This window comes from Pantoea sp. ICBG 828 (assembly GCF_002928355.1).
GTDB classification, from domain to species: Bacteria; Pseudomonadota; Gammaproteobacteria; order Enterobacterales; family Enterobacteriaceae; genus Pantoea; species Pantoea dispersa.
Map to the genome: position 1 here is coordinate 187781 of NZ_POWN01000003.1, position 23430 is coordinate 211210.

Sequence of the window (23430 nt, forward strand, 5' to 3'; positions counted from 1 at the left end):
GTGGCTATGCGCCTTTATATCTGTGAAAAGCCCTCTCAGGGGCGCGACCTGGCAGAAGTAGTCGGCGCCACCCGTCGCGGCGATGGGTTTCTGTCAGGCAGTGGCGTCACCGTCACCTGGGCTGTAGGCCACCTGCTGGAAACCGCCCCGCCGGAGGCCTATGGTCAGCAGTATGGTAAGCCCTGGTCGCTCTCTGCGCTTCCCATCCTGCCGGCCCCCTGGCAGGTCGTTGTTAAGAAGGAGACGCAGGATCAGTTTAAAGTCATTGAGCGGCTGCTGCGTCAGGTTGACGACGTGGTGATTGCCACTGATGCTGATCGTGAGGGTGAAGTCATCGCGCGCGAGCTGCTGGATTACTGCCGCTGGGAAGGCCCGGTGCAGCGGCTCTGGCTCTCCGCTCTGGATGAAATCAGCATCCGCGCAGCACTTAAGGACCTTCGCCCCGGGCACGCCACGCTCGGGATGTATCACGCCGGTCTCGGGCGAGCCCGGGCCGACTGGCTGATAGGCATGAACCTCTCCCGTCTTTATACCCTGCGTGCAGCCGAGGCAGGCTTCGATGGCGTTGTCTCTGTAGGTCGTGTGCAGACACCGACGCTGGCGCTGGTTGTTCGCCGGGACCGGGAAATCGCCTCTTTCGTGCCCAGGCCTTACTGGCAGGTTAAAGCGATTATTTCGGCCGGCGGCATCACTTTTCCGGCGCAGTGGGTGCCGGCGAAGGTGTATACCGACGAAGAAAAGCGCTGTGTTCACCAGAACATCGCGCAGCAGGTGGCTCAGCTCTGCCGTCAGACGGGGCACGCAGTGGTGACAGAATGTGACACTAAGCGCGAAAAATCCGCCGCACCGCTGGCTTTTTCGCTGGGCACCCTGCAGCAGGCCTGTGGCAGAATGTGGGATATGTCACCCCAGCAGGTGCTTGATACCGCGCAGAGCCTGTATGAAAAGCACAAGGCAACCACTTACCCCCGCACCGACTGCGGTTACCTGCCTGAATCCATGCGGGAAGAGATTTCCGGTGTGCTCGATGCCATTGGCCGTACCGATCCGGAATGTGCACCGGTGCTGGCAGGCCTCGACAGGGAATTTGTCTCGCGCATCTGGAACGACAAAAAAATAACGGCACACCACGGCATTATCCCCACGCGCAATGCGTTTCAGTTGTCCGCGCTGTCGGAGGCGGAACGTAACGTCTATCTGCTCATCCGCCGTAACTACCTGGCGCAGTTCCTGCACCTACATGAGTCCGATATCACCCGGCTGCAGTTCGATATTGGCGGGCAGCTGTTCCGCAGCACCGGACGAACAGAGGTGATAAAGGGCTGGAAGGTCCTGTTTGAACAAGACCGGGATAATGATGTTGATGTGGACGATGAAGCAGACGCTGCCCTGCCGCCGCTCAGCCGTAGTGACCGCTGCGCGGTGACCGGTGCTGAGGTGGCGCAGCTGATGACCCGTCCGCCGGCACACTATACGTTTGCCACCCTGATTGGCGCCATGATGAATGCGGCCGCTTTTGTTACGGACGTTGCGCTGCGTAAGGTGCTTAAAGACAATGCGGGGCTGGGCACCGAAGCTACCCGGGCAGGCATCGTTGAGCAGCTGCTGAACCGGCGTTTTATTGTGCGTAAAGGCAGCAAAATAATGGCGACCGAACTGGGAACCGACGTGATCGATGCCCTGCCGCCCCAGCTGACCGAGCCGGGCATGACCGCGCTCTGGGAGCAGGCGCTGGATGAAGTTGCCGCCGGCCGTATGTCGCTGGACGACTTTCTGCGGCGCCAGGCTGGCTGGACGCGTAACCTGGTCAGCCAGGGGGCTCAGCAGCAGGTCCGTATCCGGGTTCCACCCACGCCTGCCTGCCCAATATGCGGAGGGAAAACCCGCCTGCGCAAAGGGGACAGGGGGGAGTTCTGGAGCTGCCAGCGCTATCCTGGGTGCAAAGGCGTTATAAACATCAGCGGCAGCAAAAAGAAGCGTTCCCTGAAACCTAAGTCTGCTGAATCAAAGAAGAATTAATCCGTCGTCTCCGATTGCGGGCCGTCAGGGGCTTTGCTATTGTGGCACCGGCTCTGAAGCCGCACCCCGTGACTGCGGGTTTCGTCAGCATCTAATGCATATGCTGACGGAATACAGTCTGACCGGCCCCGTCCACACCTGAACGGGAGCCGGTAAGGCACGAAAACTCCGTGAAACCCGTGCCGGGAACTGAACACGCCAGCGGAGCAACTGCTTTAAGCAGATTAACATCAGGTCGATGGTGCAGACCTCAGAGGGCGGTGCCGCAGGGTGCCGCTTTTTTTATTTTTATGTGCTGATGATTTTTTGCACGCTGCAACGTTGACATCCGCGGCGTCTGAATGAATGATTAAGTGGCTAATCGTTGTCGTTCCGACAACTGCCAATGTTCCGGTGATTTGAGAGGAACGCCTTCGGGTAATCACATGCCAATGCCATCACAACCTGAGAGATGGCGCTTTCGAGCGGTTCAAACCTGTTTAACCTTTGAAAACAGGAACCTGATATACAGGTTAAGGTCCATTTCACCAATTCAGCCAGTCGGCAAATTTTGCTGACATCCCTGCGGGAAACACTTCCCGTAAGGGACAGATGTTTCTCCGCAATCTGTTTAGTTTTTACTCCGGAGAAAACATCATGACTGCAACTACCAATACCCCTGCTTCAAACAGCTCTGCTTCTGCTAATCAGAAAAAAGAGTTTTTCAACCTCAACGTCAGCGGCATCGGATATCTCAATTCGATACGTCGTGTTCAGGGACCCAACGGCGAATTCACCTGCGCCGTTATTAATGCTCTGACCGGCCCTACTGATAATGCGTCCTATACCCGCTTCGATGTTACGGTCGCTGGCGCGGACACCACCAAACTCATTAATCGCTGTCAAAAAGCCGTTGATGAAGAAGAAAAAGTGCTGATTGGCTTCGTGCTAAGCGGACTCAAAGCCGATGTGTTTACCCTTCAGTCGGGTGATCATGCCGGTGAAAGCCGTCCTTCCCTGAAGGCCCGCCTGATCAAGGTGGAGTTCATCAAGAAAGGTCAGGACGTAGTCTATCAGGCACCCAATGCTTCCCAGACGCCAGAATCCGGCTCATCGGCTCAGAAAGAGTACGATCCGAATTCGTTCTAAGCGTTACGGACACACCACCGGAACATTCCGGTGGGCGTGTTTCTCACCCCACATTTCTGAGAGGAAAACATTATGTCCGCACGCGGCGTCAACAAAGTTATTCTGGTCGGTCATCTCGGTCAGGACCCTGAAGTTCGTTACATGCCAGATGGCAAAGCGGTGACAGGCTTAAGCCTGGCCACTTCTGAAACCTGGCGTGATAAACAGACCGGTGAAAACCGGGAAATTACCGAATGGCATCGCGTCGTACTGTTTGGCAAGCTGGCTGAAGTTGCCGGTGAATACCTTCGTAAGGGGTCACAGGTGTATATCGAAGGTCAGCTACGCACCCGTAAATGGACGGATAACAGCGGCACCGATCGCTGGACTACTGAAGTCGTTGTGGGAATAAACGGAACGATGCAGATGCTGGGCGGAGGCCGTAACAATGGCACCAACACCAGTGGAAACAATGCGCAGTCAGGTCAGCAGAGTGCATGGGGCCAGCCTCAGCAACCTCAGCAGCCTCAGTCAGCGCCACAGAATCCGGCGAATGAGCCACCAATGGATTTTGACGATGACATACCGTTCCTCGGACACGGTTATGGCATATGCCGGAAAGCCATTTACGCCATTTCGTAATGGATTCATATAATTATGACCTAAAGTGCGCCGGTTCAGTCTGGCGCTTTTTTCTTCTATAATGATGTTCATTAATCAGGAATGTCACTGGAGATCTACCATGAACACACGATACGAAGCTGATGTTGTTGCCTGGGCACAGGAGCAGGCAGCTTTACTGCGTGCCGGTCGGTTCTCTGAGATTGATATTGCTAATATCGCCGAGGAGATCGAGGACGTGGGCAAAAGCGAGAAGCGGGAACTTGCCAGTCGTATGGCCGTTCTGCTGGCGCATCTTCTCAAATGGAAGTTTCAGCCGGGCCGCCGAGGTTCCAGCTGGCAGCGAACCATCAAAGAACAAAGAAAAGCACTGGCATTACACATCAAAGGCACACCCAGCCTGAAAACTGCGCTCTCTGATCGTGACTGGATAGCTGCTGTATGGGCCGATGCTGTATCTTCTGCAACTCAGGAAACGCAACTTGACGTCTTTCCCGAGGACTGTATCTGGGATGTGGGACAAATTCTGTCTCAGGAATTTTATCCTGAATGAGTTACCGCTATGCCAGACAAGAAAGCGCCTTCGGGCGCTTTTTTTATCCAATGCAACCTGAAACAGCGGGAAAATCGAGAACCCCTTCGGTCCGTAAAACTTGCTTTTATGGACCGAAGGGGTTGCCCCGGAGGGGATTATTTCTGTAAAGCCGTTACCTCTGTAACCTTGAACGAGTCAGGGTGCAGTTCAATGCTGTTGAAGCTGGCATTAATAACAAATTTCTGACCAGGCTCGATGTTACTGACAAAGTCTCCCGCCTGACCGATGACCACATCATCTTTAAGCAGGTTGATTTTGATGATTACATTTGCGAGGGTCTTTGAACTGGTATTTTGGCCCAGCCCCTGAATTATTTGTAATCCGTTTTGTGTGCTCTGAAAATGCAGATCACTTAACTGTACGTTATCGTTGCCTGCAGCCGTTGCTCCGGCGACCAGTGCTAAGTAAAGGCAAACACCGTTAATGCTTTTTTTCATGTCATCCTCATTTTGACTGTTTTGATAAAGTGACTGACTGCCACTTTTCTTCTATCGGTTTGCAAAACTTAATTCTTTAATCCGCAGACATAGTTTCGCATTGTCCGTTTTTCCTCCACCGCGAGAATAGCACTCCTGACTAAGACTATTCCTGGGGTGAATCCTGATGGCAGTACCTTCAAGACGCGCGGCAACGGGAGCCGGACTGCTTGCCTGCTCTGTCATGCTGGCCAGCTGCAGCAACCCGGCCTCTGACGCAGCGCCATTAATCAATGGCCGTTATCAGCAGCCTGCCCGCTTCGATGACATTTACCGAAATCGTTCCCCTGAAGTGGTGCGCTACGACCGTTACACGCTCCTCAGCACACGCCCAGATGATGCGCAGCGCGATCCGCTTAATCAGATAATCGATATCACTATGCCTGCTCAGCTGGTTAACTCAGTGGGAGAAGGATTTCGTTATCTACTGCTGGAATCCGGCTATTCACTATGCTCAGCCACTTCTTCAGCATTTTCAGAACTGCTTAGCCGCCCCCTTCCTGCCGTGCAGCGCGATATCGGTCCTGTGAAACTGAGCGAAGCCCTGCAGGTGCTGGCCGGTCCGGCCTGGCGCCTGAAGGTGGATGAAGTGAACCGTGAAATCTGCTTTGAGCTGCGTGACCAGTTTCGTAGTTTTGCTACCCCCCAGACGGTGCCGATCTCGCGTGCGTCACAGGCTGCAAATGTGAATCGTCCGGTTGTGACGCAGCCTGTTCAGCCCCCGGTGGTGACGGGAAAAGGCAATACCGTCTCACGCAACCCTTTTACCGGTGACACCATCAGCGTCAATGCCCTGGCCACCGCCCCGGAAACGTCGATTAAACCGCAGAATCTCGCAGTTCCGTCTCCGGTGCTGACGGCGGCGAACGTGTCGGCACCACAGAAAATCCCTTCGGTGGCCCTGGTAAAAAGCAAACCGGTGTCATCCCCTGCTGCGACTGATGTACCTGATCAAAGAACAGCGCTGTCGCAGAAACCACCTGTTGCCGCAGCGCGCCCGGCGGCCGCGCTGCAGACTACAGTGAACGGCACCTCACCGTCGGCACCGGTCCGCCCCGTTACAGTGCTGCCGCCGGCGCCTCCCGTCAGCAGCCAGGCCTCATCTTCTTATGCGCCGGGTACGCCAGTTGCTGCGCTTCCCGTCGGGCAGACCTGGCGGGCGGAACCGGGTTCGACCCTGAAAGAGACGCTGACCAGCTGGGCTTCGAAAGCACAGTGCAGTAATGGCGGCAACTGGGTCGTTATCTGGCCCGTGACGCTTGATTACCGCATCGATGCGCCGCTGGTTTTCCACGGCAACTTTGAGTCGGTCATGGTTCAGGTTTTTGACCTCTACCGCAAAGCCGAAAAACCCCTTTTCGCTGAAGCCAATCGTATTCAGTGCCTGATTTCCGTGAGCGATACGCCAGCGGGAGGAGGTCACTGAGATGGGGTTTGCGCTGCCCATACTCGTGTTCTGCCTGGTCATTTCGCTGATGGCGGGTGATGCGCAGCGCCATTCTGCTGAACACATCCGGCTTTCAATGCAGCAGACCCTGCCGGATCGGCTTGCCGGCGACATGCTGCGCACCGCGGACGCGGTAAATTACTGGCGCTACGGAAAAGCGGTGGCTGATGGTCCGGTATCACTTGCTCAGACAGGTATGGTGCCGCTCCCGGACAATCGCATTAAGACCGTTATCCAGGGGGGTCGCCTCTGGATATGGGTGCCTGAAACTGACGGTGTTTTTGCCGCGCTGCGTGCGAGGTCCATGACCTCGGCGCTGGCCCTGACCGTCAGCGGTGGCCGTCTGCGCATGGCGGATGGCACCGATATGAATCTCTCTCTGCCGTCCGGCGTATCGGAGGGCAGCATTGTTTACCTTAACTAACAACACCAGGGGGCTGCGGATGCCGCGTTTACCTTTCTGCCTGACAGCGCTGGCCGCCGCGTTTGTGCTGTCATCATGTTCGCTGAGTGAAATCAGCAAAATGGATAAGGAGGCCACAGGTCAGGCTGAAACGGCACAGCGGGTGCTGCAGAGCCGCCAGGCCTTATCTCAGCCTACCGTTGTCTGGTCTGATAAACCCTGGGTGAACCTGCAGCCGGTTGCGCCGGTCGTGTCCACGCCGGATGAAAAAAAACTACCTCCCTGTCAGATAACGATTAACCGGCCGGAAGGGATTTCACTACCGGAGCTGGGTCAGCGCATCACCGCGCTGTGTGGCATCCGGGTGTCGATCACCCCCGATGCTTATGCAGCGCTCAGCAGTGTCACAACCGGAGGTGTGGTCACCTCCCCGATGAGCGGTCCGTTACCGGCACCCGATGATAACGGTCGTGTGCCGCTGTCACAGATCGGCGCTTCTGCAGGGCAGGCCGCGCCTGTTCAGCAAAGCACCATGATTGCGCGTGGCCTTAAGTTCCAGGGGGATGTCCGCGATCTTCTTGATATTGAAGCCAGCGGATACGGCCTGTCCTGGCGAGGTGACAGCAGCGGCGTGTACTTCTATCTTCAGGATACCCGCACTTTCCAGCTGGTTATCCTGAATACAAAGGTGAACAGCAGCGCCTCGATTAATTCCGGCTCAGGCAATCAGCTGGGCAGCGGCGGCGGGACGACCGGCGGGACGACGGGCGATATCAGCTCTAATCAGAAAACTGATTACGGCATGAACAGCGACCTTTACGATGATATTCGTAAAACGGTTGAGCAGATGCTGACCCCGAAATCCGGGCGATTCTGGCTTTCGGCCGCCACCGGCACGCTGAGCGTGACGGATACGCCTGACGTGCTTAACCGCATCGGTCGCTATATCGAGTATCAGAACAAGGTTCTGAGCCGTCAGGTACAGCTCAATATCCAGATTGTCAGCGTCAGCCAGACACGCAACGAGCAGCTGGGCCTTGACTGGGGGCTGGTTTATAAATCTCTGCATAACTTTGGCGCCAGCCTGACAGGGTCAATGGCCAATGCCTCTACGTCAGCTGCCAGCGCCGGTATCTCAATCCTCGATACGGCCACAGGTAATGCGGCTAAATTCTCCGGATCAAGCCTGCTTATCAAAGCCCTTTCCGAGCAGGGTAATGTCAGCATGGCACTGAACCAGACTGACCCTACCGCCAACCTGACGCCGGTGGCGTATCAGCTTTCAAGCCAGAAAGGCATCCTGTCCAGTTCCAGCACAACCGCAACGGCGAACGTGGGCGTCACCTCATCGATGACAACGACGACCATTACCACCGGCCTGTTCATGACCATGCTGCCGTTCATTCAGGAAAACGGTGACGTGCAGCTCCAGTTCGCTTTTAGCTATACCAGCCCGCCGCAGATTGAGAAATTCGTCAGCGCTGACGGCAATACCCGTAACGATCTGCCGACAACGTCAACCGAAGGGCTGGCCCGCAAGGTAAATCTGCGCTCTGGTCAGACGCTGGTATTGACCGGTTCGGAACAGCAGAACCTTTCTGCAGACAAACAGGGCACCCTTACGCCTGGCAACTTCATTCTGGGCGGCGGCCAGACAGGCTCCCGCGGCCGCACGACGCTCGTCATCATGATCACCCCTGTTTTGCTGAGGTAAACCATGTCAGTACTGAAAAAAATGAGCCTCCGGGCCGGTATACGTTTGACGCATCAGCGGCGGGACTGGATGGCAGGTCTGCACTGGGAGCCGCAGCGTAATGCGTTAAGTACCCGGTTTCGCAGTAAAGCGTCGCCTGATACGCATTATGCCGCTGCCGGAAGAGGAAATGCTTCCATGCGCGGTCTGGTTTCTCCGGGGCGCGTGCGCCGCAGCCAGCACGCGCTGGCCGTGGCATTCCTGCTGGCCGAGGGCGGAAATGCCTGGGGTATTTACCGCCTGAGTCACACTGAGGATTCGTGGGTCTTTTTCGCGGCTATCGGCGGGCAGTTATCCGTCATGGGCGATGTGACCGGCTCCCGCGCCATCATTGAACAGTCGGCGGCAAACTTCCTGCGTTTTAATGATGCTGATTCGCCGCGTTTACGCTGTGCAGCAATGGCAGACGACAACCTGCACGCCGGCACACTGACTGACAGGCTCAGCCGGGCGCAGATAAAACGCTGCCGGCTTAATAAGCGCGTGACCGCCCTGTCAGTCATTATCCCGGCAGCCGCAGTCACCCTCGCGGTGGCCTGTGGCGTTTACTGGTTCGATGCCGCATCAGAGAAGGCTGAACAGGCCGCTGCAATGGCTGCGTTTCGCGCCCGCATGGCATTGACGAAAGAACAGCCTGCTGAACCCGCACGCGCACCGCACCCGTGGGCCTCACTGCCTCCAGTTTCAGTGCTGCTAAGCAACTGCTGGCTCACGCGTGAGCCCGTATTCGCATCCGTTGCCGGCTGGCGCTTTACCGACGGGGAATGCGTCCCGGAGGGCCTGCGCCTGCGCTTTGTTGCCACTCCGGGTGCAACGGTTGAGGATTTCTCCCGCCGCGCCCGCGAGCTGTTCGGTCACTCAGCCGTCTTTAATCTTCAGGAAGGCGGTAAAAACGGTGATGTTTTCATTCCCTTTAACCATACCCCCCCGACCGGGTTCACTGACGAAGCACTGCCCGGTGCTGATGCTCAGCTTATGCGCTTTATATCCCATCTGCAGCGCCGCAATCTCGACGTCAAATTTACCGAGGTGAAGCCGCCGCCGGTCGCGCCGGGTGAGGAAAAAATTACTCCTGTACAGGACTGGCGGGAATTTAACTTTTCTGTCAGCTCACGTCTGCAGCCCGAGCGACTGCTGCAGGATTTTGATGCTACGGGGCTTCGCCTCAGCAGCCTTTCGATCACCATGAGCCCGCAGGGGCAGTTCGACTACACCATGAAGGGGAGCATCTATGCGCAGAATTAATCCCGCCCTGCCTGGGCTGCTTCTGTCCGCTCTGCTCTGCGGACCCGCGCCCGCGGCCGCTACCGGCGATTTGCTGCCGCCGAATGTCACCCTCGGGGAGCTGGAAGCTGCGCAGGCCCGCAATCTGATTCTGGAGCAGAAAGTGCAGACGGCGCGGCTGGAGCAGCAGCTGCGGGAAAGTCAGTCCGGACAGGGTGCCGACCGGAATTATCTGGCCACCGCCAGCCAGCCGGCCATGCCGGTTATGGCGCAGCCTGCCCGCTCTCAGCAGACTGCGTCTGCCGGCACGGAGAAGCGCGCCGGCAGCGTTCGCCTGCAGGAAATTTACGGGCGGGGTAATCAGTTACGCGCGCGCATTGTCCTGCCTGACGGCGGGGTCACGGAGGTGGTAAAAGGCGATCAAATCCCGGGCACGGCTAAACGCGTCACTGAGGTAACGTCAACGCTTGTGCGCCTCAGCGACAATTCTGAACTCTCCTTCTGAGGCCACGATGACACCTGATAAAGAGATAATGGATTTTGTGTTCGCCGAGCTGCATGCCACCGGTGGCGTAACACTGTTAATCGACGGCAACCGCCGTAAAGAAGCGGCCATACAACGCTGGGTGATGGACGTCACCCGGACGCATCCCACGGCAAAAACCGAGTTTGTGACGCTGAGCGAGCTGAACCGCCGGCGTGAAGTGGCAGAGCAGCGCGGCCTGAGCCTGTCACAGAGCGTCAGCGAAGGCGATCTGGACAAGCTCGACATCAGCGTATCGCAGGATAAGGTCATTAACTATATGAGGCTCGGTCACGAGTTCAATGCCTCTGATATTCATATTGAAATCAGCAGTGATCGCAGGATTTCCATCGTCCAGCTGCGTATTCACGGCGAGCTGGAGGTGGTGGATGAAGTGAAAGATGTGGAGGGGATGACGCTGGCCTCTACCTCATATCTTTCCATGTGCGACGTGCGCGAACAGTCATTTTTTGCCGGTCGCGAGCAGTCAGGGCGCATAGATGCAAAGTTTGCCCGCCGCGCCGGTCTTTATGGCGCGCGATACGAGCATCGTCCAACGCCCGACGGGTTGATAGTTGTCATGCGTCTTATTCCGGACGACGGTGACAACATACCGACTCTGCCGCAGCTGGGTTTTCTGCCGGAGCAGATAAAGCTCATTATGCAGATCCTTCGCCTTCCGGAAGGCATGGTTCTGCTCACCGGCCCAACCGGCTCGGGCAAAAGCGCCACGCTGCGCGTGTTCAGTGACATCTGGCTTGATCTGACGGGCGGTAAAAAGCGCCTGCTGACGCTGGAAAATCCGCCTGAGGGTCGGATTCCGGGTGCCATACAGACGGCCGTCATGCCTGCCGATAACTCGCCGGAGGCCATCAGTCGCGCCTGGACTAACGCCAATGCCTCCGCGCTGCGTCTCGATCCGGATGCCATTCTGAACGGCGAGATGCGTGACCTGCACTCCCTTATCGCCGGCATTTACGCCAGTGAAACCGGCCACGCGCTGTTCTCCACCCTGCACACGCAGAGCCCCATTGGCTCCCTGCGTCGTATGGAGCACTTCGGTATTGATCGCCATCTTCTGGCAGATGCCGCACTCATCACCGGCTTAATAGGCCAGCGTCTCGTGCCGCTGCTGTGCGAACACTGCCGGATGCCGTGGGAGAAAAAAGCCCCTGAGCTGGACGCTGATACGCGGGAACGTCTTGAACGGTACTGCACTGTTGAGGGCTTCTGCGATACCAGCAAACTCTTTTTCCGCAATCACGAAGGCTGTCCCCACTGTCAGAAAACGGTGCCGCTGACCGGACGCATCATCAGCCGGGGGGTGACCGGGCGCACGGCCATTGCCGAAGTAATACGGACCGATGCCCGCCTGATGCAGCTCTGGCTGTTACACGGCCCGGCCGTTGCCCGTCAGTACTGGGTGAATCAGGGCGGTATTACCCGCCGCATGCACCTGATGAGATACCTGGCTGAGGGGCGTGTTGACCCGCTGGAAGGCGATCTTATCTGTCCGCTGGATGAAGATTCGGTAATGGAGTGCGAGGTACCCGATGGCATCCGCTGATCGCTTCACGCCTGACAGGCATATGTCGATAGCAGAAAACCTGCGCTACCGCCTGGTCAGGGCAACATTCACCGGCCAGTACCGCCAGCCGTTTTACGAGACCCTGCGCTTTCTGCTGGAAAACCGTAGACAACTCAAAGAGGCCCTGACCATGATTGGCGAGGTGCACACCGACTTTGGCAGCCGCTGGCATCCTTACCACGAGCTGGTTCAGGACTGTCTTGAAGGGGTGAACGATAACCGCCCCGGTCGCGCGCTGCAGGACGTGCTGGCCGCCTGGGCACCTTACGAAGAGGCCGCACTTATCAGCGCCGGCATGGAAACCGGCAATATTCCCGGTGCCCTGATGCAGGCGGATAAACTCATTGTGGCCCGTCGTCGCATTCTCGGCCAGGTGGTATTCGCCTCAGTATTCCCGATCGTGCTGGTATTGCTGGGGACGGGGTTGCTGCTGGCCAACAACCTGGCGCTGGTCCCCACCCTGAGCAAAATGTCCGATCCGGCAGGCTGGACTGGGGCACTCGGATTTATGAATGGGGTTGCGCAGTGGAGCAGCCGCTGGGGACTGACTGCTGCCGGCGCGGTCGCGGCACTTGTGACGCTGGCGTTCTGGTCCCTGCCCCGATGGCGGGGGCGACTGCGTCGCTTCGCTGATTACCTTTTGCCCTGGTCGGTTTACAAAGACCTGCAGGGGGCGGTGTTTCTGATGAATATCGGGGCGCTGCTGGGTGCTGGCGTGCAGGAGCTTAAGTCGCTGCAGATCCTTAACGGATTCGCTCCGCCCTGGCTGCAGGAGCGCATCGAGGGCGCAATGGACTGCATGAGCGAGGGCGATTCTCTGGGTCGCGCAATGCGCAACAGCGGTTATGACTTCCCCAGCCGTGAGGCGGTGAACTACCTCTCTCTTCTCGATAAAGGCAACAGCGCAGCATCGCTGATCACCAACTATGCCGATCGCTGGCTGGAGCAGGCGCTGGCGCGCGTTGCCCGCCGCGCGAACGTCACCAAGCTCTTTTCTCTCGTCCTGATTATGAGTTTCTTCTTACTCATACTGCTGATGGTGATGCAGATTCAGGATATGAACACCTTCAGCACACATTAAGGAAACATCATGTCATCAAAGGCATTCCCGCAACATCATCGCCAGCCCGATCGCGGCTGGGGCATTATGGAACATGGCGCCATTGCACTGCTCACCATCGTTGTTATCTGTATCGTGGGTGCATGGATCTGGAGCCTGTGGGGTAAAAAGTCCGTAGGCGTGGAGGTATCCAATCTCCAGTTTATCGTGACCAATGCTCAGCAGCTTAAGCAGACTCAGGGAGGGTACAACTTTACCAGCAGCACCACGATGACCGGCACCCTGATCCAGCAGGGTGGCGCGCCGAAAGCCGGCTGGACCATTCAGGGAACGGCGAGCTCCGGCACGGCGACGATGTGGAACAGCTATGGTGGCCAGGTCGTGATAGCACCGGTGGCGACCAACGGGTTCAACAACGGATTTTCTGTTACGACCCAGAAAGTACCGCAGGCAGACTGCATCTCTATTGCCACCCAGCTTGGTTCCGGCGGTGCATTCAGCGCAATCAGCATTAACAGCACGGATTTCAGCGACGGCATTGTCAGCGCGGAAGCGGCAGGAAAGTCCTGCACGGCTGACAGCGGCATGACCGGGAATAACACGCTCGTCTTTACGCATAACGGCTGATGACATGCTGCGCCTGTCCACGGTTCTGTTCCTGATATTGCTTTGCCCCCGTGCGGGGGCGTTTTGCTTTGACGCAGCGGGTGCGAAGTACCATCTCGATCCGCTCCTGCTTAAAGCCATCGCTACGGGCGAGAGCAGCCTCCGGCCGGCAATAACGAATATTAACCGGGATAAAAAAACCGGGCGGGCGCTTAGCACGGACTATGGGCTGATGCAGATCAATTCCTCACATATTCCGGGGCTGATCGCGCAGGGGGTCATCAGCGGTCCACAGGATTTGCTGACGCGCCCCTGCCTTAATGTACAAATCGGCACCTGGATACTTGCCAGACATTTTCAGGTCTGTGGCTACAGCTGGAACTGTCTCGGCTCGTATAACGCCGGGTTCAGAAAAGACCGCCATGAAACGCGCGAGTCCTATGCCAACCGCATATATGCCATTTACCGCCAGCTTTTAATAAAAGAACGGGGAATTAAACTGTGACGCTGCTGACGCTGAGCATGCCGTGGCCAATGCTTATCATCATTTTTCCGCTTGGCTTGTGCCTGTTCTGTTTTATGGCAAACCTGGTACGCCTCAGCTATCTGACCACCAATGATGAAAAAGAATGGCTGGCCATTTTTTTAAATCCCGCCCCCGCCGGCATTACCTGGCTTTTTGCGGCATCGGCAACCTGCATCGTAATGTCGCCGGCGCCGGCTCTGGAAAGGCTGATGGCGCTGTTGCTCAGCCTTTTTCTCTTCAGGATGACGCTCATCGATGCGCTCACCGGATTTCTGCCCCGTTATATGACGGTGAGCTGCCTGATTGCAGGTCTGGCTGCTGCTCTGTCAGCCCCCGGATTCTGGGGGCATGCATTTTCTGCCGCGACGGCGCTGGGGTTATTCGGGCTATGGCGCTATGTCACTGGAAAAGTCTCTGCGCGTGAATGCCTGGGGCTTGGGGACGTCTGGCTGGCCGGCGCTGTTGCGGCCTGGCTCGGTGGTTGTGAGGGTCTTTATGCACTGCTCACAGGCGTCTTTTTATTTGTGCTCTGGCAGCTTCTGGTGCGCCGCGTCCAGCAGGGAGGACCTATGGGGCCCTGGCTGTGCGCCGGCGCGATGCTGGTCGCGCTTATCAAACTTTATCATCCACTCATTACATGGTGATGCCTGTGAAATCGACTGAAAAAAACGACAGGGGCTGGGCGATCATAAGCACCGGTGCCGCACTGATTATTCTCTTACTCGTCAGCGTCTGGGGATATTCACTTATCACTGACTGGATGGAAAAGCGGACCTGGATGAACACTGCTGCGCAGGTTTCCCGTTTTACGCAGGCCGTCAAAAGCTATACGGGACGTTATTACGATACGCTGCTTTCCAGCGCCACGACAACGTCCCCTGTTATCGTGACGCCGGTCATGTTGAAAAACACCGGTTTTCTGGAGCAGGGTTTCAGTGAGAACACTATCGATGGCCAGGTATATCGTGCTGCGCTTGTCCGGAATGCAACTAACACGAACCAGCTGCAGGGGCTGATTTTTACACAGAACGGTTCCGCACTGCCCTTTCTGGCACTGCGACAGATATCAATGGATATCACCTCTGGCATGGGGGGCTATATCTGGACGTCAGGGATCGCGACCGGCGCGATGAGCAGCTGGAGCATGCCGCTCGCACAATTTGGCGTCAGCACCACGCAGGGCCATATCGCCGTTCTGCTGACCACGGATGAACTGGGTGCCGCGCAGGGTGAGAGCGATCGTCTGTATCGTTTTTCCGTTACCGGTAAGCCAGACCTGAACACGATGCATACCAGCATTGATCTGGGGGGAAACAACCTGAACAATGCTGCTACGGTTAACGCTGTAAACGGTGCATTCACCAATAACGTTACTGTACGCGGCAACGTCACTGCTAACGGAACCGTGACAGGCCAGAACGTCACAGCAGGGTCCGGCGTCTCAGCAGGCGCTAACGTCACTGCAGGCAATGCGATTACCGCGAATAACGATATCAGGTCTAATAATGGCTGGATGATTACGCGGGGCACTAAAGGCTGGCTTAACGAGACATATGGCGGCGGGTTTTATATGTCTGACAATGACTGGGTCCGCTCGGTTAATAATAAAAACATTTATACCGGCGGTCAGGTTCGTGGCGGAAGCGTGCGGGCGGAGGGGGACATGTCTGCAGGCGGACTACTGTACCAGGACCAGGTCAACTCGATAGGTGCAGGTTGCAGCATTATTGGCGCGATCAGTCATGATTCGAGCGGCGCTACACTCTCCTGCCAGGATTGGACGTGGAAGAAAAATGCCTCTGGCGTGCCGGGATATTATTGCCGCAGGACATCATTTGATAAGGGACGTTCAGACGATTATGTTGGTTACACGCCAAGAACTGATGATAATTGCCCCGTTATCTCACCAGGTCAGTCACCACAAGGATACTGTAGCTGTATAAAAGTGATGCTGAACTATTAAAGGAATATTGGCTCACATTATATAGGTACTTAAGTGAAATTTTTTGTATGTAATTTCGTTGATGATAAGTGGTGGTGGGCGATGCGCAAATGCAGTAAATTAATGGCATGCCCACAATGTTTGATATGGTCATTTAGTCGAATATGGAAATGAGACCTTCCCTCTCAAAAGTAGACACACTTATTGATTCAAAATCCGGTAAGCCTCAACTTGCCTTTCTCAAAGAATGCTTGCGAATTGAAGTCATTAACAGAGCAGGTAAGAAAAAATTCAGCTGGCTTAGAGTGATGCACAGGTTGTTAACCAGCCCGGATAAACGTTTTTATTTTTGGTGGAGGCTGGCTTCATATTTCCACCAGACTGACAATAAACTGTTGAGAAAGCGTGCCAGGAAGATCAACCGAAAGTTATGCAGAAAGTATTCAATCGACATAGCTCTGAATGCAGAGATCGGTCCCGGCATGAAAATAAATCATGGCTTCGGAATTGTTATCCGACCTGAATGTAAAATCGGGAGCAGGCTTAATATACGCCACGGAGTCACCATTGGCAGGAAGACCAATGGAGACGTATCAGGAAGAACCATCATTGGGGATAATGTCGATCTTGGCGCACATGCATTGATTATTGGTGATGTAAACATAGGTAACAATGTTGTTATTGGCGCTGGAACATTTGTGAACAGACACATTCCAGATAATGCGACAGTTTTTAATCCAAAAAGCACACAAGTACTGATTCATTCTAATAACTAGACCGACTTAATCGTCCGGTATTTTTTCAAGTTAATCTTCAGCTGGTATCGTCAGATTTAAATTTTCGTAACCGGTTGAAGATTTAACCATCGTCTTTCCACGCGCATTTTTGCACCTTATGGCCGTTCTGCTGTGCAGCCATAAGGAATCCCTGTATGTCACTCAGTCATGCCTCGCCCGAGGAACTGCTCCCTGACGCTCCTGAACATCAGGCCGGAGAGTCAGAGGCGCAGCCCGTCGCTGCGGATAAGCCCCGAATCCGGCTTCCGTTTAACCACCGAAAAATCATCAAAGGTGGCAGCATCGTTTTGCTTACTGTCAGTCTGACGGGTTCCCTGATCGCGCTGGTTGTCATGGGGCGTCAGGTATCAGACCTGACTATACGCGTTAACACACTCGATGCGGCGTTTCGCAGCGGCCAGATTGGTCAGCTTGCCTCCAATGTCTCATCAATGGAAGCGCGCCTGAAAACACTTGAGCATCAGACAGCCGCCTTAGCCTCACTCCCTGCGGAACTGCAGTCGGCCGGTGATGAACAGGCCAGCCTGAAAAACGCCGTCAGTCAGCTGCAGGATGCCGGCAGCAGCAACGGCCAGGTGGTTGCTCAGCTGCAGACGCGCTTAAGTTCTCTGGAGCACGATGTTCAGCAGTCATCCTCCGCACTGAGTGAGCTCAACCGGCAGCTGGCGCAGAAAGCGGCTGATCCTGAGAAGAGCCGGACTGCCACTGAAGCAGCGAAAACCCGCGCGGCGACACCTGCAAAAAAGATTAACCGGTCAGCCAGGCGCACGGTGACGCTGGCTGCACCGTTTGTGCTGACCGGCATTGAACGCCGTGGCGGGCAGACCTTCGCCGTTGTCATTCCGCGCGGTGCTTCACAGATATCCGCCATGCGCCTGCTTTCACCAGGTGATTCCCTGCTTGGATGGACACTCCGGTCAACAGAGGGAAGTCGCACCGCGCTCTTTACGGTTAACGGCAGCCAGCAACGGCTGAATATTGAATGAACGGAGATAGATCAGTGATTAAAAAAAGCTTACCTGCCGTGCTGATTCTGATGTCATTTCTCTCAGATGCGGCAACGGTTCAGACGCCGTCAGCGCAGAGCAGCGTATCCCCGCTGCAGGAGTCCTCATCGGGCACGCTGAGTTCTCAGCAGCAGGCGCAGCAGTGGGGACTTTCTGACAGCGACTGGAGCCGTTATCAGACGCTCATGCGAGGCGAGCGCGGCATTATGTCTCCCGGTCTCGATCCTCTTACTGCTCTGGGTGTGGAAACCAGCAACAGCGCTGAGCGTCGTCGTCTGGCCGAGCTCTGGGTCAGGCATGAATATCAGCGAACTGAAAAAGAACTGGCCTTCCAGCGCGAAATCAATGCCGCCTGGCTCCGCCTGTATCCCGAGACGCTGGCCGTAAGTATGGGCAGCAATGCTGCAGGGATAGCACACGATACGCAGGGACGGCTTGCACTGTTTGTTAAAGAGAACTGCTCCCGCTGCGATGCGCGTCTTGCGGCTGTTCTTGCAGACGATCGCCCGGTTGATATTTATCTGGTCGGCGGAAACAGCGATGAGGCCATCCGCGCCTGGGCTATCCGGCATAACATTCCGGTGGAAAAGGTTCGCAGTCGCCAGATAACACTTAACCACGACGGCGGCCTGTGGCTGCGTTACGGACAGGGGCAGATGCCTGTGATTCTGCAGCAGGGGGAAAACGGATGGCAGCTCGCCGCGTTCTGATGGTTGCATCTGGTCTGCTGCTGGCATCGGCAGCTCACAGTGCGCCGGCACTCCAGGTCATTCCGGATGCTTACCGTGAAATTGCTGCAGCCGAGCGGGTACCTGCTGAATCGCTGTACTCGCTCGCTATGGCTGAAAGTACGCGCAGTACCGCATGGGGAGCAAAGCCGTGGCCCTGGACCATCAACGTGGCAGGCAGGGGATATCACTATGATACCCGGGATGAAGCTTTCACGGCGTTGCTCGGATTCATGCAGCGCTGGCCACTGAAAAATATCGATGTCGGGCTGGCGCAGGTGAATCTGGGATGGAATGGCCATTTCTTTGCCACCTATCGTGATGCTTTTGACCCTTACACCAATCTTCGCGCTGCTGCCCGTATTCTGCGGGCCTGTTATGACGCCCGTCCCGGAAGCTGGCTGCAGGCTGCAGGTTGCTACCATCATCCTGCGGGCGGGCGGCACGCCGCAACCTATATGGCGATAGTGCGCCGAAAGCTCAGCCAGATTGCGCCAGCCGATATGCCCTCCCGAAGTGAGCAGCCTGTCACCCTTGCCCGTTCAACACTTACCTGGATTGAACCTCAATGAAAATTCAAATCCGTAATATCCTGCATGTGACGCTCGTCCCTGTCATGCTGATGGCAACCTTCAGTGCGTTTGCAGCGCTCACCGTTGTCGGGGATCTTGGCGGTGAAAGTACCGCACCTTTCTTCGACGCAATTAACGCGGCTCCTGCGGGCGATCCGGCAGCAACAGCGCTTCCTCCGCCTCCTGTGTCGCTATCCATTTCCGATATGCTGCCCGTCAGCACACCAGAAATGTCCCCAGGCACCGTGACTGCCAGACCAGTAAACCTGCCGGGGATGCCACCGGTATTTGTGCTGGGTGACGATCCCTCATCCCGCAGCTGGCTAAAGCATAATGCCGCTGAGCTAATGCGTATGCAGGCAACCGGCATGATTATCAACGTGCAGGATGAAAGCGGCCTGAAATCGCTGCGTCAGATAGCCCCGACGGTTGAAATGGTGCCTGTCAGCGGCGGAGATCTGGCCCGCCGGCTGGCGCTGACACATTATCCGGCGCTGATCACCGCAACAGGAATTTCACAGTGATGCCGGCAACCCTTTTCCCGGAGCTGTTCAGCCAGCATCGCGGGCTGGTTGTCCTGTTAATCGCTTTTGCGACTGCACTGAGCCTTCTGTTATCAGCGCGCCGTTCTGTCACCCAGCGCCGTCATCGTCGCTATCAGAAACAGGCTGCCCGGGCGCTGCTTCGCCTGTCCCGGCTGCGCGACGAGCCGGCGCGGATAAGCTGGCTTCGCAAGATGAATCCGTATGTGTTTGAAGAGATGTTACTGACAGCGCTGTCACGGCAGGGGCTGCGTATACAGCGCAATGCCCGTTACAGTGGTGATGGGGGGGCCGATGGGACCGTCTGGATCAATGGTCGCCGCTTTCTGATTCAGGCCAAGCGGTACAGTGCAACCATCAGTGCGGCACACGTTTCTGCATTCGGGTTGCTGACAGAGCGCGAACGCTGCTCTGGTCTGTTTATTCATACCGGCCGGACAGGTGAGGTGAGCCGGGATGCCTTACGACATTACAGCGGCATCACCCTCATCAGTGGCCAGCGGCTACTGTGGCTGCTGGCTGGCGATCGGCGCTGGATGGACTACCTGTACACCCAGTCACACTGTCAGGCCCCGCGACAACCCCCCCCAGAAAAACACGCTTCTTCCACAACTGTTCATGATTAAGAGGGAGATAACAATGTCTGGTTTTATGGCGAGTAAGAATGACAACCTGCTGCAAAGCGCGGCAGAGGTTGACCGCAAAATGAATGCTGCAGCAAAGCTTACCGGCTCTTCTGGCTGGCAGACCAGCAGGGAGTTTTCATGAGCGATCGTTATGTCATGGAGTCCCTGCTGCGCCCGGCGGTAGAGCTCTATTCCGCTACGGTTGCGGCCAGTGCGACCTGCATATGCCTGACCGCCCCCTGGGCGGTGGCACTAGCGCCTTCCGTAAGCTGGGTTACGGCTGCCGGCTTCGGCGTCATTGCCCTGAAGCGGACCCGTCAGGGCATGAAAATTTTGCGCTACCGGCAGAATATCCGTCGTCTCCCCCGTTACGTGCTGACCAGCGATCAGATCCCGGTCAGCCGGCGCCATCTTTTTCTGGGCAAAGGGTTCCAGTGGTCGGCACGTCATACCCAGCGACTGATGGAGGCGCGTCGTCCTGAATGCGAAATCTACGTGCAGCCCTCCGTGCTCTACCGCATGGCACGCGAAATGGAAAAAAGGATGGAATACAGCCTCCCCTGGCTGTGCCGGCTGACCCGTGCAGATACGGCGCTAAACCCTTTTCGACCATTGCCGCCGGTCGGCGGCAGCCCGATTTATCACGGCGTCGAGCCTGATGAGACGACGGTGACCTACGATCTCGGCGAACGCGTCGGACATATGCTCGTTATTGGCACCACCCGCGTGGGCAAGACCCGTCTGGCGGAGCTGCTCATCACCCAGGATATCCGACGTAAAAACGCCGCCGGCGACCATGAAGTGGTCATCGTGTTTGACCCCAAAGGGGACGCTGACTTGCTGCGCCGGATGTATGCGGAGTCGCACCGCGCGGGTCGTCAGGATAATTTCTGGGTCTTTCATCTTGGCTGGCCCGATATCAGCGCACGGTACAACGCCGTCGGACGCTTCAGCCGTATTTCGGAGGTGGCGTCACGCGTGGCTGGACAGCTCTCCGGTGAAGGTAATTCCGCCGCATTCCGGGAGTTTGCCTGGCGCTTCGTCAATATCATCACGCGCGCGCTGGTCGCCCTTGGTCAGCGACCGGATTACGGCCTCATTCTCCGCTATGTCACCAATATCGGTGAGCTGTATGAAACCTACGTGGATAACCTGCTGAGTGAAAAGGCGCCGCAGCTGTTGAATACCGCAGAAGCTATGATGCAGAGCGGGATCAGCGATAAGGACCTGCCGCGTCATCTTCAGGGCAGGCCTAACGGCGCGAAAATCTGGGTATCGGAGCAGGTACTGGGCAGCCCGGAGGGGAAAAAGCTCTGGGACCCGGTGCTTGATGGTCTGCGCAGCGCAGTCCAGTACGATCGCACCTACTTCGATAAAATTGTGGCCTCCCTATTGCCGCTGCTGGAGAAACTTACCACCGGTAAAACGGCTGCGCTTCTCGCGCCCGATTACACCGACCTTGACGATCCGCGCCCGATTCTGGACTGGCACAATATTATCAAGTCACGCGGCGTGGTGTATGTCGGCCTTGATGCGCTCTCTGATCCGGTGGTGGCCGCGGCCGTTGGCAACAGCATGTTTGCCGATCTGGTCTCTGAGGGCGGTCACATCTACAAGTTCGGTCTTGGCGATGAGGAGGAAGGTAAATCCGCAAAGGTGGCCATCAACCTGCACTGCGATGAGTTCAACGAGCTGATGGGGGATGAGTTCATTCCGCTCATCAACAAAGGGGGCGGTGCCGGCTTTCAGGTGACCGCTTATACCCAGACCCTGTCAGATATCGAGGCACGGATCGGCAGCACGGCTAAAGCAAATCAGGTGGTGGGGAACTTCAACACGCTCGTCATGCTCCGCGTGCGCGAGAAGAACACCGCCATGCTGCTCACCGATCAACTCCCTGAAGTGGACGTTTACCAGAAAACACTGACTTCCGGCGTCACGGATGTTTCCCGTCCCGGGGAAGGAACAGACTTTAACAGCAACGTTAATGACCAGGTGAGTCTGGTAAAAGTCCCGATGATAAGCCCTGCAGATATCATCAACCTGCCAAAGGGTCAGGCCTTTGCGTTACTTGAAGGGGGGCGGTTGTGGAAAGTACGCATGCCGCTGCCGGCAGATAATGACGATCCACATATGCCAGCCAGTCTGAAGCAACTGGCTGACAATATGGAAAAAAACTACCACACCGGTGAGACATGGTGGACGGGTGGTGACATGCCGTTGGCAGGAGGTCCGGATGTCCCAGCATGATGGTGACAGCAGACAACGAAGCGCCCCTGCACGCCAGCGGCAGTCAGGACCGATTGGGATGATTCTGTGGGATTTTCCTGTGGGACTTATCGGCGTGCTGCTAGGATCACTGCTCGTCAGCCTGCTGATTGAATATGCCTGTATAGCGGTGCTGTGGCCGGAGGAAGGCGCCGCCCACAGCTACCGGGTGATGGTGGCTGAAAGTCACTGGCTGTCGGAGGGGTATACGCGCAGCCTGCTGATGGCCGCTCCGGTTGAGACGGTCAGCCGCTGGGTGCATGTAGCGTGGCAGTGGCTGTTCGTGGACAGCGGATTCAGCGGCTGGCTGCAGTCATTTAAATCCCTGAGCAAAAAAGGCGGCGGGCTTATTCCGGCGCTCAATGGGCTGGGTGCTTCACTGGTGAGCTGGCTGGGTGTGTACCTTCAGGCCACAGTCTGGGTCACGCTGATTTTCTTCATTCGGGTAATGATCCTTTTTCTCAGCCTGCCGCTGTTTGCGCTGGTAGTCATCATGGGCGTGGTGGACGGGCTGGTCAGGCGTGACTTACGGCGATACGGCGCCGGCTATGAATCAAGCTTTGTCTATCACCACGCCAAGCGCTTTATTAAACCCGCTCTGTATGGCCCCTGCATGCTCTACCTGGCATGGCCCACGGCGGTATGGCCAAATCTGTTGTTACTGCCTTCAGCACTGCTGGTTGGTGGCGTTCTGGCGGTGGTAACGGGGTCATTCAAGAAATACCTCTGAAGATACCGCGTGTTGTACAATTTTCGGGATGCTCCCCGGGGGCCCGCAGCTGGTGCGGGCTTTTTTTATGATGTCTAAGTGGCACGAGAGATCGAAACTTGCCAGGGCAACGCAATTTTTTTGTCGGGTTCAAGATCCTGATGCTAATTGAGTAAGGCATCTGAGACGTCTTTCAAAGCCGGCAAGTAATTATGAATTTGGTCAGTGCTTTAAAATAAGGCCCAGTAAGTAAATCTACAGGGCTGAGCTGGTGAAGTCACCATTCCTGAG

The 23430-nt window shown here is 56.4% G+C and carries 25 protein-coding genes; 24 read left to right on the forward strand and 1 reads right to left on the reverse strand.

The window, feature by feature from the left end; all coding sequences use genetic code 11:
- Positions 1-6: 6 nt before the first annotated feature.
- From C1Y43_RS08535 to C1Y43_RS08550, 4 genes are all read left to right on the forward strand, one after another.
- Positions 7-2019, forward strand: coding sequence for a DNA topoisomerase III (locus tag C1Y43_RS08535; protein WP_104187906.1), 2013 nt, complete (start codon positions 7-9; stop codon positions 2017-2019).
- 636 nt (positions 2020-2655) lie between these two features.
- Positions 2656-3147, forward strand: coding sequence for an STY4534 family ICE replication protein (locus tag C1Y43_RS08540; RefSeq protein ID WP_058770118.1), 492 nt, complete (start codon positions 2656-2658; stop codon positions 3145-3147).
- Between the two features lie 72 nt (positions 3148-3219).
- Positions 3220-3768: a single-stranded DNA-binding protein gene (locus C1Y43_RS08545; protein WP_104187908.1), complete on the forward strand. Its 549-nt coding sequence runs from the start codon at positions 3220-3222 to the stop codon at positions 3766-3768.
- Positions 3769-3868: 100 nt separating this feature from the next.
- Positions 3869-4300, forward strand: a complete 432-nt coding sequence (locus C1Y43_RS08550; RefSeq protein WP_104187910.1) for a DUF29 domain-containing protein — start codon at positions 3869-3871, stop codon at positions 4298-4300.
- A 137-nt stretch (positions 4301-4437) separates the two neighbouring features.
- Here C1Y43_RS08550 and C1Y43_RS23930 read toward each other — a convergent pair whose 3' ends face one another.
- Entirely contained in the window at positions 4438-4779 is a 342-nt protein-coding gene (locus C1Y43_RS23930) for an FxLYD domain-containing protein (RefSeq protein WP_166718424.1), read from the reverse strand.
- A gap of 166 nt (positions 4780-4945) precedes the next feature.
- Between C1Y43_RS23930 and C1Y43_RS08560 the strand changes: the two genes are divergently transcribed.
- The 20 genes from C1Y43_RS08560 (at position 4946) to C1Y43_RS08650 (ending at position 23160) form a co-directional block, all read left to right on the forward strand.
- Positions 4946-6244, forward strand: a complete 1299-nt coding sequence (locus C1Y43_RS08560) for a TcpQ domain-containing protein (RefSeq protein WP_104187912.1) — start codon at positions 4946-4948, stop codon at positions 6242-6244.
- A 1-nt stretch (position 6245) separates the two neighbouring features.
- Entirely contained in the window at positions 6246-6689 is a 444-nt protein-coding gene (gene pilM, locus C1Y43_RS08565) for a type IV pilus biogenesis protein PilM (RefSeq protein WP_104187914.1), read from the forward strand.
- Between the two features lie 19 nt (positions 6690-6708).
- The gene (locus C1Y43_RS08570) at positions 6709-8382 is read left to right on the forward strand and encodes a PilN family type IVB pilus formation outer membrane protein (RefSeq protein WP_104187916.1); all 1674 of its coding nucleotides are present in this window, start codon (positions 6709-6711) and stop codon (positions 8380-8382) included.
- Positions 8383-8385: 3 nt separating this feature from the next.
- A complete protein-coding gene (gene pilO2, locus C1Y43_RS08575) occupies positions 8386-9666 on the forward strand; it encodes a type 4b pilus protein PilO2 (RefSeq protein ID WP_104187917.1) in 1281 nt (426 codons plus the stop codon).
- Positions 9653-10150 (forward strand): type IV pilus biogenesis protein PilP, encoded by a 498-nt coding sequence (gene pilP, locus C1Y43_RS08580; protein WP_104187919.1) that lies wholly within the window; start codon positions 9653-9655, stop codon positions 10148-10150. The genes pilO2 and pilP overlap by 14 nt, the downstream gene beginning before the upstream one ends.
- Before the next feature lie 7 nt (positions 10151-10157).
- Complete coding sequence (locus C1Y43_RS08585) at positions 10158-11735, forward strand: GspE/PulE family protein (protein WP_104187921.1); 1578 nt, start codon at positions 10158-10160, stop codon at positions 11733-11735.
- Positions 11722-12837, forward strand: coding sequence for a type II secretion system F family protein (locus C1Y43_RS08590; protein WP_104187923.1), 1116 nt, complete (start codon positions 11722-11724; stop codon positions 12835-12837). The genes C1Y43_RS08585 and C1Y43_RS08590 overlap by 14 nt, the downstream gene beginning before the upstream one ends.
- 9 nt (positions 12838-12846) lie before the next feature.
- Positions 12847-13443, forward strand: coding sequence for a type 4 pilus major pilin (locus C1Y43_RS08595; protein ID WP_088515942.1), 597 nt, complete (start codon positions 12847-12849; stop codon positions 13441-13443).
- Between the two features lie 4 nt (positions 13444-13447).
- Complete coding sequence (locus C1Y43_RS08600) at positions 13448-13927, forward strand: lytic transglycosylase domain-containing protein (RefSeq protein ID WP_104187924.1); 480 nt, start codon at positions 13448-13450, stop codon at positions 13925-13927.
- Positions 13924-14592 carry a prepilin peptidase gene (locus C1Y43_RS08605; RefSeq protein ID WP_104187926.1) on the forward strand — a complete coding sequence of 223 codons (669 nt, stop codon included), beginning with the start codon at positions 13924-13926 and terminating at the stop codon, positions 14590-14592. Before C1Y43_RS08600 ends, C1Y43_RS08605 begins: the two co-directional genes overlap by 4 nt.
- A 5-nt stretch (positions 14593-14597) precedes the next feature.
- Positions 14598-15911 carry a shufflon system plasmid conjugative transfer pilus tip adhesin PilV gene (gene pilV / locus C1Y43_RS08610; protein ID WP_369974306.1) on the forward strand — a complete coding sequence of 438 codons (1314 nt, stop codon included), beginning with the start codon at positions 14598-14600 and terminating at the stop codon, positions 15909-15911.
- 149 nt (positions 15912-16060) lie between these two features.
- The gene (locus C1Y43_RS08615; RefSeq protein ID WP_104187927.1) at positions 16061-16666 is read left to right on the forward strand and encodes a serine acetyltransferase; all 606 of its coding nucleotides are present in this window, start codon (positions 16061-16063) and stop codon (positions 16664-16666) included.
- 308 nt (positions 16667-16974) lie between these two features.
- Positions 16975-17673 (forward strand): plasmid transfer protein, encoded by a 699-nt coding sequence (locus tag C1Y43_RS08620; protein WP_346345189.1) that lies wholly within the window; start codon positions 16975-16977, stop codon positions 17671-17673.
- A gap of 17 nt (positions 17674-17690) precedes the next feature.
- Positions 17691-18404, forward strand: a complete 714-nt coding sequence (locus C1Y43_RS08625; protein WP_104188165.1) for a TIGR03759 family integrating conjugative element protein — start codon at positions 17691-17693, stop codon at positions 18402-18404.
- Positions 18383-18994 carry a transglycosylase SLT domain-containing protein gene (locus C1Y43_RS08630; RefSeq protein WP_104187931.1) on the forward strand — a complete coding sequence of 204 codons (612 nt, stop codon included), beginning with the start codon at positions 18383-18385 and terminating at the stop codon, positions 18992-18994. The genes C1Y43_RS08625 and C1Y43_RS08630 overlap by 22 nt, the downstream gene beginning before the upstream one ends.
- Positions 18991-19518 (forward strand): integrating conjugative element protein, encoded by a 528-nt coding sequence (locus C1Y43_RS08635; protein WP_104187933.1) that lies wholly within the window; start codon positions 18991-18993, stop codon positions 19516-19518. The genes C1Y43_RS08630 and C1Y43_RS08635 overlap by 4 nt, the downstream gene beginning before the upstream one ends.
- Complete coding sequence (locus C1Y43_RS08640) at positions 19518-20162, forward strand: restriction endonuclease (protein WP_104187935.1); 645 nt, start codon at positions 19518-19520, stop codon at positions 20160-20162. Before C1Y43_RS08635 ends, C1Y43_RS08640 begins: the two co-directional genes overlap by 1 nt.
- A gap of 13 nt (positions 20163-20175) precedes the next feature.
- Positions 20176-20304 (forward strand): hypothetical protein, encoded by a 129-nt coding sequence (locus tag C1Y43_RS24245; RefSeq protein ID WP_255412135.1) that lies wholly within the window; start codon positions 20176-20178, stop codon positions 20302-20304.
- Entirely contained in the window at positions 20301-22412 is a 2112-nt protein-coding gene (gene traD / locus C1Y43_RS08645; RefSeq protein ID WP_104187937.1) for a type IV conjugative transfer system coupling protein TraD, read from the forward strand. The genes C1Y43_RS24245 and traD overlap by 4 nt, the downstream gene beginning before the upstream one ends.
- Complete coding sequence (locus C1Y43_RS08650; RefSeq protein ID WP_104187939.1) at positions 22399-23160, forward strand: TIGR03747 family integrating conjugative element membrane protein; 762 nt, start codon at positions 22399-22401, stop codon at positions 23158-23160. Before traD ends, C1Y43_RS08650 begins: the two co-directional genes overlap by 14 nt.
- The last annotated feature ends 270 nt before the right edge of the window (positions 23161-23430 follow it).